Here is an 18,696-nt window from a genome sequence, read left to right as displayed (position 1 = left end):
TCGCATTCCTGATCATAATGCAAACTCCGATATCGAGATACCAGTCGCTTTTCACAACGATGTTCCTGGCTTCGCACGATTACCAACGGTCATCGTAGTTCTTCCGTTCGCAATGGACGGAGACGCGCAACCAGTTGATACTTGTTGCCGTTCTTTGCGTTGCCTTCGCCTTTCTTCCTGCCTTTCGAGACGCGCCTGCTTTCAACGCACCGACAGTACGAGCTGAACTGGCCGACAGTGCGGAAGCGGGAAATGGTGCCCGTCTCCAGCATGATCGTGGTCGCGAGTGTGACTCCGATACCGGGCGCAGTTTTGAGGATCGCGAACTCGGGACGCAGTTTTGCTTCGCGATGAAGTATCGACTCGATTACCCTGATCTGTGCTTGCAGGGTATGCACGACCGCGAGGTTTGCTGCCAGGGCAGTCTCGATATTCGGTGGCAAACCAAGTGAGGTTACAGCCACGCTATCGAGATGGCGGACCTGCTCTGCGTTGAGGCGCAGATTCAACTGCCGGGCCAGGATGGTCTCGATGCTGAGAGTGTTCAGCGTGCTTTGCTGTACGAGTTGCATGCGCTTGCGGGCGAGATCACGCGGGCCTCGCTCCTCCGGCGGATAGATGTAACCTTCTGGCAGTAGTCCAAGGCGGAAGATATGCGCGAGAAACACGGCATCTCGTTTATCGCCGGCATACTTCAGGCCCTCGTACTGCTTGATGGCAGCGGTATTTGCCAGATGGACGGCAAAGCCCGCGGCCATCAAGCCATCGACAAGCCAGTACCAGTTATACGTCCTATAGAAACATTTCTATAGAACGTTTTATGGACGCCCGGGAATTATGCACGGTTTGTCGGTCATGCTGAGGTGCGACGCCCAATTCCTCTGGGTGCCAGGTAGCGCCTCACCATCGGCCAACCTTGCATAACAGATACTGCTCTTCCCAGATGGCTTCATCGCCATCTCTCAGGAGAGCGATCATGATCACGCCAGTCGTTTCTGAAGTTGTCGTGTGCAATCGCGCGCGGTACGGCGCACTTGGACCCGTCGTCGGGAATTTCACCGACTACTTGGGGCGTCACGGATATGCGGGTATTACTAAAGAGAACTATCTGCAATGCGCCTCCCACTTCGGACGGTGGTTGACTGCGCGACGCATCGCTATCAATCACATCGACGAGACGGTGCTGCATCGCTTTCTCACGGAGCACCTTCCCGTCTGCCACTGCAGCAAGCCACGTCCCCGCACCCCCGCAAACCTTCGCCGCGCGCTGCGTCATCTGCTTCACATGCTGCGCTCGGAGGGAATCATTCCCTCGACATCAGCGCCGGTTTCCAGTTTCATAAGTGAAGAACTTCGGCTCTTTGACGCTTATCTTCAGGATGTGCAGGGGCTAGCACCAGCAACGCGTCTCTACCGTCTGCGCTACGTCCGTGAATTCCTCATTGCCCGATTTGGCTGGGGGCCGCTTGCGCTTGAATGCCTCAAGCCAGATGAGATCTGTCGATTCGTGACTGATCGCGCCGCGGGCTGCCAACCCCGGACAGCAGGAATCATTGGCGACTGTCTGCGGAGTTATTTGCGTTTCCGTCGCATACACGGACAACCTACCGAACCCCTGATTGCCGCAGTCCCAAGAGTCGCTTACTGGCGTCTAGCGGCGTTACCGGATTCTCTTACCGATTCAGAACTGGCGGGGCTTGTGAATTCCTTCGATCATACGTGTCCAACCGGCCGACGTGACTACGCGATCATTCGCTGTCTGGTGGACCTGGGCCTGCGGGCGAGCGAAGTGGCTTTTATCCAGCTCGATGACTTGAATTGGCGAGAAGGGACGCTCCGGATTGCCAAAGCGAAGGCAAAGCGCACAACACTTCTGCCGTTGCCTTTGGAGACGGGGCGCGCGATCGCTGACTATTTGCGCTTCGGGCGCCCGCGAACGGAAAGCCGCGCACTGTTTGTGCGGCACCGCGCTCCGCGCGATGAACCGGTGGGGCCCAGCCTGGTGCGTAATGCCGTACGCTGTGCCTACGCCCGGTGTAGCCTCGCTCAGCGGTGGACCGGAACCCATGTGCTACGCCATTCGGTCGCATCAAGGCTACTCAGGGAAGGGGCAAGTCTCAAAGACATCGCCGATCTACTGCGCCACCGCAACGTCAACACGACGACCATCTATGTCAAAGTCGATCTACCCAGGCTCAACACCGTTGCCTTGCCATGGCCGGGGAGACGCACATGAAGCGCGCCACTACCATGGTGTCCCTGGTCGAGGACTATCTCGAATGCCGCCGGCGACTCGGCTTCGCTTTGGAGAGTGAGGAAAGGCGGCTGCTGTGCTTTGCACGCTTCGCCGATCAAATCGGTCACCGCGGTCCGATCACGGAAGAACTGGCCTTGCGTTGGGCCTGTTCGTCCAGCCGCACGACAGCCACCACGAGAGCAGGTCGGCTAAGAATCTTGAGCCCGTTCGCCAAGTATCGCCTGCAGTTTGATCCCGCCACCGAAATTGCATCGCCAGGACTCTGTGGACCAGGACATCGACGGTTGACCCCGCATATCTACTCGGAGGAGGAGATCGACGCGTTGCTGGATACTGCGCGACGACTTCCGCCCGCCGGCAGCCTGCGTCCAGTTACCTGTGAAACCGTCTTCGGTCTGCTTGCGGCCACGGGTTTGCGTATCTCGGAGGCGTTGGACTTTCGGCGATCGGACGTGGACTTGGAACGCGGCCTGCTCACGATCCGTCAGAGCAAGTTTCGGAAAGCCCGCCAGGTTCCTCTACATCCGACCACCACCGAAGCCCTCCGTACCTATGTGTGTATTCGGGATAAAAGGCTGCCCGCGTCGACGACCGACGCGTTCTTCGTGTCAGACCGCGGGAGGCCAGTGAACTATCGTCAGATCGCATATGCCTTCGCCCGTCTTCGAGCACAGCTCGGATGGCAGGCCCGAGGAGGTCACCCGCACCCGCGCATCCACGATCTGAGGCACAGCTTTATCTGCCGCCGTCTTATCGGCTGGTATCAGGAGGGGATCGATGTCGGTAATGCGATGCTGGTGCTTTCCACCTATGTCGGACATACCCAGGTCACCGATACGTTCTGGTACATAACGGCAATACCTGAGCTGATGACCATCGCAGGCGATCGCTTCGAGCACTTCGTTCAAGGAGGCAATCATGCTTGACCTGAACTCATCACCGACGTTTGCGCAATTGCTGCAGCAGTTCTTTATGGAGCGCCTGATACAGCAGCGTAACGCCAGCCCGCGAACGGTGGCCGCTTACCGCGACACTATGAGGCTGCTTCTCGAATTCACCGAACAGCGATTGCATCGGAAACCTGAACGCCTGGAACTCAGCGATATTGATGCACCACTGGTTCTCGACTTCCTCAACCATCTCGAAGTGGTTCGCCAAAACAGCATCCGCAGCCGCAACCTCCGGCTTGCCGCCATTCGCTCGTTTCTGCACTATGCTGCGTCCCGAGTACCAGAATCGCTCGGCACGATTCAACAGGTGCTCGCGATCCCGATGAAGCGTTACGAGCGCCCGCTGGTCCGCTTCCTCTCCCGAGAAGAAATATGCGCCTTGCTCGATGCACCCAACCCCAACACATGGTGCGGCCAGCGCGATCGCGTGATGTTGGCGACTCTCTATAACACCGGCGCTCGGGTATCCGAACTTATCGGCATACGCGTTGGCGACGTCGATCTGGATCGAAGCCCTTCTGTACGTCTTCACGGTAAGGGCCGCAAAGAACGTGTGGTCCCGCTCTGGCGCAGCACCGCAAGCCGGATCCGGCTCTGGCTTCGGCAAATTGGCGCTTCACCCGGACAGTGGCTCTTTCCAAATCGTTCAGGCGGACCGATGACGCGAACCGGAATAACCGATCGCCTTAACCTCGCCTACCAGGCTGTGGAAACTGATTGCGCGGGACTCAAGGGCCAACGCATCTCACCGCACCTGGTCCGGCACGCGACTGCCATGCACCTGCTTCAGGCTGGCGTTGACCTCACGGTCATTGCGCTGTGGCTGGGTCACGAGAACCCAGCGACCGCGCACATGTACATAGAGGCAGACCTGGCAATGAAGGAAAGAGCCCTCAGTACGCTTCAATTGCCCCACAGCAGGCAACGGCGCTACCGGCCCACCGACCGCGTGCTGCAGTTTCTCGAGGGCTTGTGATTATGCTCGGCCGCGTGAAGTGATCGGATCGGTTGGCCCAGCAATGCTCAGGAATTCAAAAGCTCGCGCGGCACGGTCCCGTACTTCGATTCATATCGGCACCCACGCCGCGCGCTCCGTTGTCCTCAACTACAAACCGTGCATAATTCCGGGGCGTCCATAAAAGGTCGACTCGACCACGACGCCAGCAAGCCCGTCTTTCCACGGCGCAAGGAAATCCAGGATCTTCGTCAGGTCGTTGGGCAGGCGCCTTTGAGCCACGATCCGGTCCGTTTCATCGATCACGGTAACCATGCTGTTGTTCGAATGCAGGTCAATGCCACTATAGTTCATGGTGAACCTCCTTCCGGTCAAAGTGCTTGGCAAACTCACTTTAACCCCGGCCGCTCCGAAGGGCGGCGGAAGGCCCGCTAGTGTCCTGAGTTAGAAGTTCGTTGAATCAATTCTCTGTTCTTTCCGGAATGACAAAGTGCTGATTAAAAAGTCGCTCGGACTCGCGCAGTCCTTCTTCCGTAAAGATCACGGACTTCGTCTTGTTGACTGGGTCTTCGATGAGGCCTCGTTCATGGAGCCGGTTCAGCACATCCCAGTCGAAGCCCTTCCATGCACGGTATCGGTCATGCAGGGTCAGGTAGAGGAGCGCGAGGGAAACTTCATCAATTGCGTCGGTATTGATATTCATGATGCTCCTGCCGCAGCCTTGCGGACGCGCACACAAAACCGTTCGAGGCTGGCCAGGATCTCATCGGCCGACTTGCTCCAGACAAACGGTTTGGGGTTCGCGTTATAGACATCCAGATAATGACGGATCGCGTCTTCGAGTTGACGTGTCGACCGATGCGTACCGCGTCGAAGGTATTTTTCAGTGAGCGCGGCAAACCATCGTTCGACCTGGTTAAGCCCATCTCCTTATACAGAAGTATCGTAGCCGTCGCGCAGGATCTGGATGGTGATCACCGCATCCATGACACGCTGCATGCCAATCCACAGTGTCTTCGCGCCGGGTTCACCATCACCCTTGCGTCCGAGGAATCCGCCCAGTGATGCAATCATCCGTATCATCTGGTTAAGCGTCGGTGGCTTTTTCGGGCGGGGTTTCTTGGAGAGCACGTGAGCGCCGTGTATCTCGTCAGCCTCAAAGAACAGCGAAGCATCCAGCTCCGGGCAGGTCCTGCCCAGCCGCATAAGCCGTGCGATACGCCAGGACACCACCATATACAGCACAAGCGCCTTCTCCACGCGCTCCATCTGCGAGAGCTGCAACGTTTCAACCCGGCAGGCGTTCTTCAGCACGTTGAAGAACATCTCGATCTCCCACCTCGCGCGGTACCAGTCGATCAGTTCGGTGAGCGCATGTGTATCGTGCACTTCGCGGTTGCTCAGCAGGCGCCAGACGACGGGCTTCACGTCAGTGGGCGCATCCACTTCACATGCCTCAATGCAGCTCAGCTCGACGCCGCCGCGCCCGGGTAACGTCACGCGCTGTGCACGCAGCTCCTGCTTCACTTCACGCGCCTTCTGGCCACCCCGCCCGGGCAGCACGAAGCTGATATGACCGAGCACCTCGCTCGCGTGTACCGTTTCCCACAGTTTTGCTTCATCCTTGAGTGCGCGGTTGTGCTGGGAGCGGATCAGCCAGTCGGCCGGTTCGCCCAACTCCTGCGCACGCTGCATGAGCGCCGCGATATCACCCTCGCGATCGGCCACATATACCAGCCGCGTGCCCGGCAGGGTTGCTGCCTGCTGCGCCACGATCTCATAACTTTCGATCCATCGAACGCTCTCGCACACGCCGCCACGCTGGCCGTTTTCGTCGCGCGGCTCGCGTGCCCACATCCAGGCGTTCATGACACCCAGCGCCTCGCGATCCGGTGTGACCGCATAGGTCGCGTGAAGATACATGCCAACCTGCGCTTCATAACTGAGCGGGCCGGCCCCCTCGATGTCCTGGCCGTTGAAGTTCAGCTCCGTTGTGTCAGCCACGCACAGGACTACCGGTAACTCGCCCATGCGCGCAGCGGTGCGCTCCCAGTGCGGCTGCATCATGTCGCGCCAGTCGATGTGCTCATTGCCCAGAAAGCGGTACGCCGCCATGGTCTCGGCCCAGCCCTCACAGGCACCCGGAATACTCGCAGTGGGACGCGCGGCAAACCGCTTCAGCAATTCCTTCGCCCGACGGTCCCGCCGCGGGTCACCAAGATCCAATGTTTCAAATTCCTCGTCCACCCACGCTCCCGGCTCATTACGAATCTGCATTCGAAAAGTCGAGAGTAAACGCGAAATTCAGGCCGTTAACAACCCCCATCACGCATGTTCATTGCTCAATGCGCTTTCGGACAAACGTCTCCTACTGCGCCACTTCTGTATAACGAGATGCGTTCGACCTGGTTAAGCCACGACGCCGAGGTGGGTGTGAAGTGAACATGGAAGCGAGGATGACGAGCGAACCAGGCTTTGATCGAGGGCGTTTTGTGCGTGCCATAGTTGTCCATTACCAGATGCACCTCCAGGTAAGACGGCACGCTGGCTTCGATGGTGCGCAGAAAGCGCACAAATTCGCTGCTGCGATGGCGCCGATGTACCTCGCCGATTACTTCACCAGTAGCGATGTCCAGCGCCGCGAACAGGGTGGTCGTACCGTGGCGCATGTAATCGTGGGTACGTCGCTCAGGGATGCCGGGTGCCAACGGCAACATGGGTTGCGTGCGATCGAGCGCCTGAATCTGGCTCTTCTCGTCCACGCACAGCACCATGGCCTTGAGCGGCGGGTCCAGGTAAAGCCCGACGATATCCCGCACCTTGTCGACGAACATCGGATCGCTGGAGAGCTTGAACGTCTCCTGCCGATGCGGTTGCAAGCCAAAAGCACGCCAGATTCGTGTGACCGCCGTCTGCGACAATTTCATTTCGCGAGCCATCGTGCGCGTGCTCCAGTGAGTCGCTCCGACAGGCACGGACTCGAGCGTCTTCGCGATGACCGCATCGACGCGCGCGTCATCAATCGTCCTCGGTGCGCCGGGCCGTGGTGCATCAAGCAGGCCGTCCACACGATGGCTCACGAATCGCGCCCGCCACTTCGAAACCGTTTGCTGTGTGACCCGCTGTTTCGCCGCAACTGTCTTGTTGTCCATGCCATCGGCACAGGCCAACACGATGCGCGCCCGCAATGCCAGGGCCTGCGCGGTCTTGCGTCGCATCGTCAGCGCTTGCAGGTCTTCGCGCTCCGAATCGCTCAGCACGAGTTCCCCTTTGGACCGTCCACTCATCGTTGCCTCCGCGTATCAAGTGCTACACAGGACACTTTAGTACGTGATCGGCATCATTCAATGAATTTTTAACTCAGGACACTGATATGGTCGCTGCGTGTCAATAAGAGAAACAGTTATTGAATCCCAAGGGTAATCGGACGATGCGGCACAAGTCCGTTGCAGCGACGATGGATCAGACTGATATCCGTGGGTTGGTTACCACCGTGCATCGATCCGTCAGGGAAGCTGCCTCGCTCTAGTGACGCAGGTTGCCCGCAGGCCTTCTGTACGTAGTGTCGACGAGGATTCTTCCTATCGTGAGCCGTACCGCATCGCCGGATTACCCTTTTATTTGATGCCCTGCTGTCATTCAGTGCGGCGCGCAAGACGGTGCCATGCGGGCGATCGCCCAGACGAAGCCGGCCAGTTCGCGCGCTACGGCGACGCATACCTTGTTGGCCTGGACGCCGCGGCTACGCAGTCGCTGGAACCTCGCGCACAGGCGAACCTGCGCCTTCCAGGCGTGTTCACGGATTGGCTGCGCGAGCGCTCGCTGGCGTGTGCGCAGCTCGTTGCTCAAGCGTGGTGCGAACCGGTAGTTCCAGGCTGATTCGGTAAGCAGTCGACGCGCGTGCGCGTTGCCGGTCTTGGTAATCGCACCGCGTCGCACACTGGCGCCGCTGGAATGCTCGGAGGGCACCAGTCCGAGGTAGCCCATGAGCTGGCGGGCAGTAGCAAAACGCCCGATATCGCCGATCTCGGCTACCAGTCCGATGGCACTGACGGTGTCGATGCCGCGCAGGGCGCGTAGTGCAGCTACTACCGATGCGACCTGTTCACTTAGTGCGCTGTGCTCCAGTGCACCGCTGAGGCGTTCCACGCGAGCGTGGGTGTCCTCGACGGCATGCTGATATTCGGCAAACGCCAGTTGGTCGGCGCATTGCTCAAACCGCTGATCGGCAATCCAGCGCAGATGCATGCGGCTCCATGCTGTCTTGCCGGGATAGACACGTCCATGGCGCAGGAGGAATGCCTTCAGTTGCTGACGCGCCTTGAGCCGCATGTTCACGGCATCTTCGCGGGCACGCCACAGATTGCGCAGTGCTTCGTGCGCGGCATCGGGTACCCAGATCGCCTTGAGTTCGCCGGCACGCGACAGTTCAGCCAGGCGCAGGCAGTCGCGCCGGTCGTTCTTGATCCGGTCTGCGCCTCGATGTGGGATCAGCGACGGAGCGATCACCTCGACCTGATAACCACGATCAGTGAGCTCGCGATACAAGCCATAGCCGGTTGGCCCGGCCTCGTATACCACACTGACCTGTGCAGCTTCGCCGTACTTGCGCAGAACCTTCAACACGGCCGCCACGTCGTGACGGATGGTTCCGACAAACCGGGCAGGCTCCCGACCGGGTTCGCACACCGCAATCGAGATGGTGTCCTTGTGCACGTCCAATCCGACAAAAAACTTGATAATCTTGTCCATGGCCCGTCTCCTGAAGTTCTGCGCCTGGCCCACCCAGGCGTATGTGGCTCGGCACACTTCGGTGCGCAACCCACGATACCCGAGACGGGCCCCTGCGGTCTTCACTCAGCAGCGACCATTATGTCTAGATGATTTTCAAGTTCCGCCGTCTGCTGCTGCGCTTTGAACGCATCAGTGACGTTCACTACGCGTTCAAGACGCTTGCCTATACGATGATTAACCTGCGCCACTACTGCTGAACCAGCGCGGGGCTCGCACTTCACTGACTGCGGCACGCGCCGTGATTGCTCACGCCTGTTGCATTCGCATTCCTGATCATAATGCAAACTCCGATATCGAGATACCAGTCGCTTTTCACAACGATGTTCCTGGCTTCGCACGATTACCAACGGTCATCGTAGTTCTTCCGTTCGCAATGGACGGAAACGCGCAACCAGTTGACGAGAAAGGACATGTCGATTGGCGAGGTCAGCCGGTCGATGGATCGACGGGCTGGCGATCCGCCACTCGGCTTGCAATCTTGGAGCAAGCAAGGCGTAAATGTGTCCACGCTTGGCTGTGCTGCGCCCAAGCGCAGCCAAAAAGAGCACACATATCGAGCACGAACACCGTGATGCGGCTTTGCGTAACCGCTGCCAGACAACTCCACCATGACAGTGCCGACGAGCTGTGTTGCTGTTGTGGAGTCTAAGTCGAACTCACTCTGTTCGCGGCCTGCCGCGCGAACGTCCATTGACGGATATTCGCGTGGACAACCACCCGTGCCGTGCCTCGAGCACAAATCGAGAGCCCATGAGTGTATTGCCCCCGCAAACCGTACAGTGTCCGAATAGCGCTCTCCCAATGTGTCTGGCGCCACCATCCGCCTGCGACTTATTCTGACTGTCATTCGTCCGCCAATCGAGCAAGGCGCGCATACATCCATGCTAGCAGGCGCAGGGGCCGCTGATACGAGCGATGCGACTACCCGTCAGGCTTCCATACCTAGTTAACGTGTGGAGACGGGTCGATCCAAAAACGCTCGGCAGGGGCACAGCGTAGCGCCGGTGAGCGGCTGCTGTCTCTCGATGGATGGTGTCACGGGTGTGGCGCCAGTGATCCTCCCATTAGTCAAGGTTCGCGACGATTGCCTCAAACCTCAAGGACCAGGAGTTGAACATGTCGGACAATGAGCAAACCAATCGGGCTTTGATGGCTCGCCGTTTAAAAGCTATTCCGCAAGGCATCGGCAACGCGCATCCGGTGTTTGCCGCGCGCGCGGAGAACGGGGAGATCTGGGATGTAGAGGGCAGGCGTTACATCGACTTCTGCGCCGGCATCGCCGTGCTGAACACGGGGCATCGCCATCCGAAAATCACGAACGCTGTGACGCAGCAAGCCGGAAAGTTCACCCACACCTGCTTCCAGGTCGTGGCATACGAGTCGTATATCGAGCTCGCGGAACGGCTGTCGTCGTTGACCCCTGGCGACTTCGAAAAGAAGGCGTTTTTCATGACCACGGGGGCGGAGGCCGTTGAAAACGCGATCAAGGTGGCTCGCTACTATACGAAGCGCACTGCGGTGATCTCGTTCGACGGGGCATTCCATGGCCGGACTTTCATGGCGATGGCCCTCACGGGAAAAGTCGCTTCGTACAAAGCGGGCTTCGGCCCGACACCGGCGGATGTCTACCAGGCTCCGTATCCGTCTGCGCTGCACGGCATCTCCATCCAGGACTCGATCGCCGGCATCAAGCGATTGTTCAAATATACGGTGGACCCGGCCCGTGTGGCCGCCATCATCGTCGAGCCCGTACTCGGTGAAGGCGGCTATATCCCGGCGCCGACGGAGTTTCTGAGGCAGCTGCGCGCACTGTGCGATGAGCATGGGATTCTGCTCATCGCTGACGAGATTCAAACCGGCATCGGCCGCACGGGGCGCATGTTTGCGATGGAGCATTCGGGCGTCGTGCCCGATCTCACGACGCTGGCCAAAGGGCTGGGCGGTGGCATGACGATTTCGGCCGTCGTCGGTCGCGCCGACGTTCTCGATTCCATTCCGGCCGGCGGGCTTGGCAGCACCTACGCGGGTCATCCGATGGCATGCGTTGCAGCGCTTGCCGTGCTCGACGTGATGGAGGAGGAGAAGCTGTGCGCTCGCAGCGAGGCGCTTGGCAAGCGCCTGCGGGATCGCCTGAACGCCTTACGGGAGCGTGTTCCTGAAATCGCCGAAGTCCGTGGCCTTGGCGCAATGACAGGAGTGGAGTTCTTAAAAGGCGGCGAGCCCGCGCCCGAAATTGCCAGCGCAGTGAAAGCCGAAGCGTTCAAGCGGGGCTTGTTGCTTCTCACGAGCGGGACGTATGGCAACGTACTTCGGATCATGCTGCCACTGACGGTTTCGAACGAATTGGTCGATGAAGGCCTCGACATCATCGAGGAGATCCTGCTGAGCCAAACGTGCAAGCAAGGAGCTAGCGGGGTTCTTGCATGAAGCATAGCTACATCGGCGCGAAATGGGTGCCGGGCAGCGAGGCTCATCGGGACATCAACCCGTCCGATACCTCGGACATCGTCGACGAGTTTTCCTTTGTCGACGAAGCGCTCACGAACCTCGCGATCGACGCCGCGTTCGATGCGTTCAAGAGCAGGCGCACGCTCGGCATTCAAGCCCGCGCAGATGCGCTCGACAAGGTAGGAAACGAGCTTATCGCGCGCGCTCATGAATTGGGCGAACTGCTCTCGCGCGAGGAAGGGAAGACTCGCCCCGAAGGGGTTGCCGAGGTCAAGAGGGCGGGTCAGATCTTCAAGTTTTATTCCGGTGAGGTGCTACGTCAGCGCGGCGAGCACCTCGATTCCGTTCGGCCAGGCATTACCGTCGACGTCACGAGAGAGCCGGTTGGCGTCGTGGGCATCATCACGCCGTGGAATTTCCCGATCGCAATTCCGGCATGGAAGATCGCGCCGGCATTGGCGTACGGTAATTGTGTCGTGCACAAGCCGGCCGAGCTCGTTCCCGCTTCGGCGTGGGCATTGGCCGAGATCATCAGTCGTGCGGGGTTCGGGGACGGTGTTTTCAACCTCGTGCTCGGGCGTGGTGCTGTGATCGGTCAAGCCATCCTGTCGAACACGAAGGTAAGCGCGATCAGCTTCACCGGTTCCACGAACATCGGTGCTCGTGTGATGGCAACCGCGGGCGCTCGGTTCGCCAAGCTGCAACTCGAGATGGGCGGCAAAAACGCACTGGTCGTCGCCGACGATGCGGATATCGAAGTGGCGCTCGATTGTGCGATCCAGGGTGCGTTCTATTCGACAGGCCAGCGATGCACCGCGACGAGCCGCATCATCGCGACGTCCGGCATCTATACGAGGTTTCGCGATGCGCTCGTTGAGCGTCTCTCCCGATTGCGAGTGGGGCATGCGCTTTCACCGAACACGGATATCGGCCCTGTGGTGGACGAGCGACAACTGAAGTCCAATCTCGACTACATCAGGATCGGATCGGAAGAGGGCGCAACGCTCTTGTATGGAGGAACGCTCAGGACTCGGAAACGGACGGTTTCTATTTGATGCCGGCGCTTTTCACCGATGTCGATGCGGGCATGCGTATCACCCGCGAGGAAATATTCGGCCCCGTTGCCTGCTTGATTCACGCGAGGGATTTCGACGATGCGCTCGAGAAAGCCAACGACACGGACTTCGGCTTGTCAGCAGGCATCTGCACAGGTTCGCTCAAGCTCGCGAGCCGGTTCAAGCGCGAAGCGCAAGCCGGCATGGTCATGGTCAACGCCCCTACCGCGGGTGTCGACTACCACGTGCCGTTCGGGGGCAGGAAAGCGTCGAGCTATGGTCCGCGCGAGCAAGGAAGCTATGCGGCCGAATTCTTCACGACGGTAAAGACCTCGTACACATACGTCGGGTAACGAGGACGTCTCGCCACTCGGCCTCGTCTCAGCATGGGCGGCGAGCCTGCAGCGCTGCAGGCTCATCTCCATCCATTTCCCTCAGGCGTCGAAACGACGCGTTCGTTGCCGTCGCTCCTTCGTTTTTTCGAATGCTCGGTGGCCATGCCTGCCGCGAGCGGAACACGCCGATAGCGCGTTTTCCGCTCGCGCGTTTCGTCGTATGTAATCGAATTTCGCGCGTGCACGTGTACGGCTTTCGCGAGCAACACAGCATGCTCGATGACCTCCCTGGCTGTGCATTGCCTGCGGATTTTGGCGTTAATAACCTGTATGACATCGAATCGGGTTACGGCAAGTTGCGTGGCCTGACGAATGAAAAAGTTAACCACCGGAGAACGTGATGTCACGAGATGTCGATCCGATTACGCTGGCAGTCGTGCGGGGGGTGCTGGAAACCACTCAGCGCGAGATGACTATGACGCTCGAGAAGACGGCTCGCTCAAGTGTGTTCAATGTCGCACACGATTACAGCAATGCTATTTTCAATGGTCGCCCGGAGATGATCCTGCAAGGACAGGACATTCCGATTCACCTTGGCGGTCTGATTCCCGCAATGAAGGAAGTGGCCCGCTTCTTCGGCGACGACATTCACGATGGCGACATCGTCTACCACAACGACCCGGTCTACAAGGGCAGTCACATCGTCGACTGCTGTATGTACAAGCCGGTGTTCTACCACGGCGAGCTCGTGTTCTGGACGGTCTGCAAGGGACACGTGACCGATATCGGCGGCCCGGTTCCCGCCGGCTACAACCCCGACGCGCGCGAGATTTACGCCGAGGGTCTGCGCATTCCGCCGGTCAAGCTATGGGAGAAAGGCGTCGAACGCTACGACGTCATCAACTTCATGCTGAGCAACATGCGCTCGCGGCGCGACCAGGAGGGCGATCTCAGGGCGCAGCTCGGCGCGGTCAACGTCGGCGCCCGCAATCTGTGCGCATTGCTCGACAAGTACGGCGTGGAGACGGTCCGCACCTGCGTGGACGAGCTGATGGACATGGCCGATCGCCACATGCGCCAGATCATTCGTGCGGTGCCTGACGGCATCTACGAAGCAAGCGCCAGGCTCGAGGATTCCGGGCATGGCTTCGGCGAGATCGATATCAAGGCGACGATCGAGATCAACGCTGATACCTGTCACATCAAGATCGAAAGCCCGCCGCAGATTCCGTACTTCATCAACTCCTACGAAGGCAACTCGATTTCAGGCGTCTACCTGGGCCTGATGATGTTCGCTCAGCTCGATCCGCCCTATAACGAAGGTCTTTATCGATGCATCAGCGTGGACCTCGGTCCGCACGGCACGCTCTGCAACGCGAAAGAGCCCGCGCCCCATGTGAACTGCACGACTACGCCGATGGAAACCCTCGCGGACGCGGTGCGTCTTGCACTCGAAAGGGCGCAAGGCGAACGGGCCGTCGGCTCCTGGGGCCATTCGAGCGGCATTAACATCGCGGGCCACGATCAGCGCACCGGCGATGAATACGTGACGATGGTGCTCGCGTCGCTCGTCTCGGGCGCGGGCGCGACAGGCTATATGGATGGCTGGCACGCATGCGGGCCGCAATGCTGCTTTGGCGCGCTCTATTCGGGTGACATCGAGACGCTCGAGTATTCCTACCCGATCGTCATCCATCGCTATGGTCTCGTCACCGACAGTGCAGGCGCCGGCGAATATCGCGGCGGCAGCGGCACGGTCTGGGAAGTCGAGCCGATCGGGCACGAGATGACCGTGGTGAGCTTCGGCGAAGGCCGCAAGCTGCCGGCGATTGGCGCCAACCACGCCGCCAGCGCGATGCCGGAACGCAAGCTCGGGCGAGTCGAGCTGAAGCGCCATGGCAAGGTCATCGAAACGTACAAGGAAAACGCGGTGATGACGGTGCGTGACGGCTATTCGCTCGCCACCTTCAATCCCGGCGGCGGCGGCTGGGGCTCGCCGCTGCGCCGCCAGCCGCAGCACGTCTCCGACGACGTGCGAAGCGGCATCGTATCGATCGAGGCCGCGCGCGCCGAGTATGGCGTCGTAATCGATCCGGAAAGCCTCTTGGTCGACTCGTCCGCCACCGAAGCGTTGCGCGCCGAACGCCAATCGTCCCAACATCAATGAGGTCTGACATGACGAGTACCCGATACCGCCTTGGTGTGGATGCAGGCGGCACCTTCACCGATTTCGTCCTCGCCGACGGCGATGGCCGGACGCGTCTGTTCAAGGCGACCTCGACACCGGAAGACGGCACGCGCGCGATCGCGGACGGTCTTGCGCAAATCTCCGAAGCGCTCGGAAAGCCGGTCAGCGAAATCCTGTCGAACCTGGATCTGTGCGTGAACGGCACCACGGTTGCACTGAACGCCCTGATTCAGCACAAGGGCGTCAAGACCGGCCTGATTTGCACGTCGGGTCATGAGGACTCGCTCGAAATCCGCCTCGGCCACAAGGAGGAGGGGCATCGCTACGACGCCAAGTACCCGCCGGCAACGATGCTCGTCGAGCGTTACTTGCGCCGGCCGATTCGCGAGCGCGTCCTGGCGGACGGCACGATCCATACGCCGATGAACGAGGACGACGTGCGCGACGCGTGCGAGCTGTTCCGCGCGCAAGGCGTCGAGGCCGTCGCGATCTCGTTCGTCTGGTCGGTGTCGAACGGCCTGCACGAACGGCGCGCGGCCGAGATTGTTCGCGAGCTGCTGCCCGACGTGTACGTGTCCGTCGGCCTCGAAGTATTCCCGCAGATGCGCGAGTACACGCGGACGTCGACGACGGTGGTCAACGCGTATCTCGGGCCGGTGCTCGCTCGTTACGTCAGCCGTATCGAGAGCTTCTACCTGGATAATGGTTTGAAATCGCCCGTGCGGTTCTATCAATCGAACGGCGGCATGGCGTCGCCCAAGGCGATGAGCGCGCGCGCGGTCAATGCGATCAACTCGGGCCCGGCCTCGGCGCCCCAGGCCGCGCTGTTCGCCGCGAAGCCGTTTGGCTACCGCAACCTGATTACGGTCGATATGGGCGGCACGTCGTTCGACATCACGTTGACGAAGGACGGCGTCACCAACGTCAATAAGGACATCGATTTCCTGCGCTACCGGATCGGCACCCCGATGATCCAGGTCGAGACCCTCGGCGCGGGCGGCGGCTCCATCGCGTGGATTGATCCGACGGGTCTTCTCAAAGTCGGTCCGCAAAGTGCGGGGGCCGTGCCAGGCCCGGCTTGCTACATGCGCGGCGGGCAGGAACCGACCGTGACCGATGCCAATGTCGCGCTCGGGTACCTCAATCCGGTCTCGCTACTCGGCGGCCGCGTGAAGATCGACGGTCACGCATCGCGCACCGCGATCGAAGCGAAGATCGCCAAGCCGTTGGGCCTCACCATCGGCAAGGCCGCGTATGGCATCTACAACATCGTCAACGTCAACATGATCAACGGCATTCGCCGGGTGTCGATCGAACGCGGCTACGATCCGCGCGACTTCGTCCTTATCGCGGCAGGTGGTGCCACGTCGCTGCACATTGCGGCGCTCGCGCGCGAGATCGGCGTCAAGACGGTGCTCGTGCCGAAGCTCGCATCGGGGCTGTGCGCGTTCGGACAACTGCTGTCTGACGTGAAATACAACTACATGGCGGCTTGTCCGATGCGGGTCGACAAGCATGCGAACCTCGGACGCGTTCAACAGCAGTTCGAACGGCTCGAAGCAGATGCGATCGCTGCACTGCAGAAGGAAGGCTTTGCGCGCGAGCGCATCCGTATCGAGCGCCAGCTCGACCTGCGCTACTGCGGCCAGGTCCACGAGTGCTCCGTCACCATCGGTTCGATGAACGTGGACGCAGACACGATCGACATCATCCGCGAGATGTTCGACGCCCGCCACGAGTCCCTTTATACGTACGCGGAGCCCGACAGCCAGGTGGAGATCGTCAACCTCGAGAGCACCGTGTACGGAGTGCTCGACCAACCGCCGCCGCAGTCGATCCCGCCTAGCGTCGGCGACCCGGCGGTCGTCGTCAAAGCGTATCGGGACATGATCTTCGGTAACGGCCTGGATATCGAAACGCTGTCGTCGCCCGTCTATGACGGTACGCGCCTCGGCGCCGACGACGTCGTCGCGGGGCCGGCAGTGATCGAGGAAGTCACGACCTCCATCGTGTTGCCGCCGAAATGGCAAGCACGCCTCGATGCCACGGGCGTGTACGTGCTGACCGACACGATTAAAAACCCAACAACAAAGGAGACCACACCGGGGCGGACGGATTGATCCACCGCGCCGGCGGCCGAAGCTGGTTGATTCGAGTTCTTAGTGGTCCTGGCGTCATGGTGATCGAGCCGGGCCGAATTCATTCGTTACGTGGAGCGCATATGGAACTGAAGGCACAACAGGACGGCTCGGATGATGGCTATTCGACGAGCGCCATTCCGGCAGATGCAAGGATGTCAAAGTTGTCTTTGACGATGGCATGGTGGGCGACCTGCAGCGCGATGTTCTGGCTGGTGGTGTCGGCAACGCTCGCCATCAATTTCGGCACGGTCAATACCCTGATCGGGCTTGGGCTTTCGGTCGTGGTGTACGCGCTGGTCAATCAGGTCATCGTGCGGTACGTGATCTCGAACGGCTTGTCGGTCGCGTTGTTTTCCCGCGTGCTGTTCGGTAGGGCGGGCGCCGCACTGGCCACGCTGATCTTCTTTGCCACGGCGATTTACTACGCGCTATTCGAGGGGTCGGTCATCGCCGTGGCGATCAATGCCTACTTCCCGGCCGTCTCCGTGAAGCTGGCTTACCTGATCGTCGTCATCTACAGCGTGCTGCTCGTGTTCGGCAGCGTGCAGACGTGGCTCGACAAGTTCAACGGCGTGCTGCTGCCGTTCTACCTGCTCGGGCTGGTGGGGGCTGTCGTTACCGCGCTGTTGAGCGGCGGCGACCATACGGCCTGGCTCCACCTGGGCCCGGCAAGCGGCGCGAAGCCCTACGGTTGGTGGAATTGCTTCACCGCGTTCATGGGCGTGTGGATCATGATGATGTACACGTGGGACTACGCCCGCTTCGGGCGCGCGTCGGATGCGGAGTACCACGCGAAATTCAACTTCGGCTGGGCGTTCTATACATTCACGTTCGTGATCAACGGCATCGCCGGAATTTTCCTGGCGAGCACGTTGGCCGGCAATGTTGCGTTAAGCGAAGTTTCAGTGGTCTTCGCGCTGCTCAAGCTGATGGGTTTCGTCGGGCTGATGTTTGTCTGGATAAGCCAGACCAGAATCAATACCGCCAATTTCTATCTGGCCTCGACCAACATGCATTCGTTCTTCACCGCCGTGTTCGGCCTGCATCTGCCGAAATTCTTCTGGTCCGTGATGGCAGGCGTGATGGTCTATTTCCTGATGCTGACGAACGTCTTCAGCTTCATTCTCCAGGCGTTGGCGTTTCAGGGCATCTTTGTCGTCGCGTGGGTCGGGATCGCCGTCATGCATATCTTGTCTCCGCACTACGAGGCGATCTTCGGCAAGGAGATCGAGTACCGGTCGGAACGCGTGGTCGCGTTCAACCCGTGTGGCCTCGTTGCGTGGCTCGCGTCGTCGGCACTCGGCATCGCGTTGCTCGAAGTCGGCGGCACCACCGCAACGTTCTCCGCACCCGCGGCAGTCGTGTCCTCCGCGATCATCTATCGCATCGGACTCTCGCTCGCCAGCAAGCGGCATTTCGTGCGCGAGTTCGCGTAACGCGAACCGAGCGTCGGCACGCCTGGCAAAACGATAAGACATCCAACGCGAGCTTCGGCCGTCTCAAGACGGTCGGAGCGGGCGTAAAGCAAAGCAATTAAATCGCGTCCATTTCGGGACGCAAACCGACAACGATA

General features: G+C 60.0%; 10 protein-coding genes and 5 pseudogenes. 8 read left to right on the top strand and 7 right to left on the bottom strand.

Translation table 11 applies throughout. The features are described from left to right. Positions 1-137: 137 nt before the first annotated feature. A pseudogene (locus HWY30_RS34990) lies at positions 138-791 on the bottom strand (transposase); the annotation flags it as partial. Between the two features lie 185 nt (positions 792-976). Here HWY30_RS34990 and HWY30_RS34985 point away from each other — a divergent pair. Genes HWY30_RS34985 through HWY30_RS34975 form a run of 3 tightly spaced genes read left to right on the top strand, consistent with a single transcriptional unit; the run spans position 977 to position 4,183 of the window. Next, positions 977-2,236 carry a site-specific integrase gene (locus tag HWY30_RS34985; protein WP_167368835.1) on the top strand — a complete coding sequence of 420 codons (1,260 nt, stop codon included), beginning with the start codon at positions 977-979 and terminating at the stop codon, positions 2,234-2,236. Beyond that, positions 2,233-3,183: a tyrosine-type recombinase/integrase gene (locus HWY30_RS34980; protein WP_090812608.1), complete on the top strand. Its 951-nt coding sequence runs from the start codon at positions 2,233-2,235 to the stop codon at positions 3,181-3,183. The genes HWY30_RS34985 and HWY30_RS34980 overlap by 4 nt, the downstream gene beginning before the upstream one ends. Further along, entirely contained in the window at positions 3,176-4,183 is a 1,008-nt protein-coding gene (locus HWY30_RS34975) for a tyrosine-type recombinase/integrase (protein ID WP_090812274.1), read from the top strand. The genes HWY30_RS34980 and HWY30_RS34975 overlap by 8 nt, the downstream gene beginning before the upstream one ends. A gap of 162 nt (positions 4,184-4,345) precedes the next feature. On the opposite strand, the pseudogene HWY30_RS34970 reads toward HWY30_RS34975, so the two are convergent. From HWY30_RS34970 to HWY30_RS34950, 6 genes and pseudogenes are all read right to left on the bottom strand, one after another. Next, positions 4,346-4,516: pseudogene (locus HWY30_RS34970) on the bottom strand (IS110 family RNA-guided transposase); the annotation flags it as partial. A gap of 106 nt (positions 4,517-4,622) precedes the next feature. Then, the gene (locus tag HWY30_RS34965) at positions 4,623-4,865 is read right to left on the bottom strand and encodes a DUF6429 family protein (protein WP_090812276.1); all 243 of its coding nucleotides are present in this window, start codon (positions 4,863-4,865) and stop codon (positions 4,623-4,625) included. After that, positions 4,862-5,083 (bottom strand): annotated as a pseudogene (locus tag HWY30_RS42120) (IS630 family transposase); the annotation flags it as partial. The gene HWY30_RS34965 and the pseudogene HWY30_RS42120, both read right to left, overlap by 4 nt. A gap of 9 nt (positions 5,084-5,092) precedes the next feature. After that, on the bottom strand, positions 5,093-6,439 hold the full coding sequence (locus HWY30_RS34960; protein ID WP_090812277.1) for an IS4 family transposase: 1,347 nt from the start codon (positions 6,437-6,439) through the stop codon (positions 5,093-5,095). Between the two features lie 119 nt (positions 6,440-6,558). Next, a pseudogene (locus HWY30_RS34955) lies at positions 6,559-7,449 on the bottom strand (IS630 family transposase); the annotation flags it as partial. Between the two features lie 352 nt (positions 7,450-7,801). Further along, complete coding sequence (locus HWY30_RS34950; RefSeq protein ID WP_090812278.1) at positions 7,802-8,914, bottom strand: IS110 family RNA-guided transposase; 1,113 nt, start codon at positions 8,912-8,914, stop codon at positions 7,802-7,804. Positions 8,915-10,072: 1,158 nt separating this feature from the next. Between HWY30_RS34950 and gabT the strand changes: the two genes are divergently transcribed. From gabT to HWY30_RS34925, 5 genes and pseudogenes are all read left to right on the top strand, one after another. Then, entirely contained in the window at positions 10,073-11,383 is a 1,311-nt protein-coding gene (gabT, locus tag HWY30_RS34945; protein WP_167368836.1) for a 4-aminobutyrate--2-oxoglutarate transaminase, read from the top strand. Beyond that, positions 11,380-12,812, top strand: a pseudogene (locus HWY30_RS34940) (aldehyde dehydrogenase family protein). The gene gabT and the pseudogene HWY30_RS34940 overlap by 4 nt, the downstream one beginning before the upstream one ends. Before the next feature lie 382 nt (positions 12,813-13,194). After that, a complete protein-coding gene (gene capB / locus HWY30_RS34935) occupies positions 13,195-14,961 on the top strand; it encodes a caprolactamase subunit beta (RefSeq protein WP_090812280.1) in 1,767 nt (588 codons plus the stop codon). Positions 14,962-14,969: 8 nt separating this feature from the next. Then, positions 14,970-17,102 (top strand): caprolactamase subunit alpha, encoded by a 2,133-nt coding sequence (gene capA, locus HWY30_RS34930; RefSeq protein ID WP_090812281.1) that lies wholly within the window; start codon positions 14,970-14,972, stop codon positions 17,100-17,102. Between the two features lie 101 nt (positions 17,103-17,203). Beyond that, positions 17,204-18,559, top strand: coding sequence for a purine-cytosine permease family protein (locus HWY30_RS34925; RefSeq protein ID WP_167368837.1), 1,356 nt, complete (start codon positions 17,204-17,206; stop codon positions 18,557-18,559). The last annotated feature ends 137 nt before the right edge of the window (positions 18,560-18,696 follow it).

It is taken from the genome of Paraburkholderia tuberum STM678, assembly GCF_902833905.1.
Classification (GTDB): Bacteria; Pseudomonadota; Gammaproteobacteria; order Burkholderiales; family Burkholderiaceae; genus Paraburkholderia; species Paraburkholderia tuberum.
The sequence above is the reverse complement of the archived record's forward strand: the minus strand, read 5'-3'. Positions and strand labels throughout refer to the sequence as shown.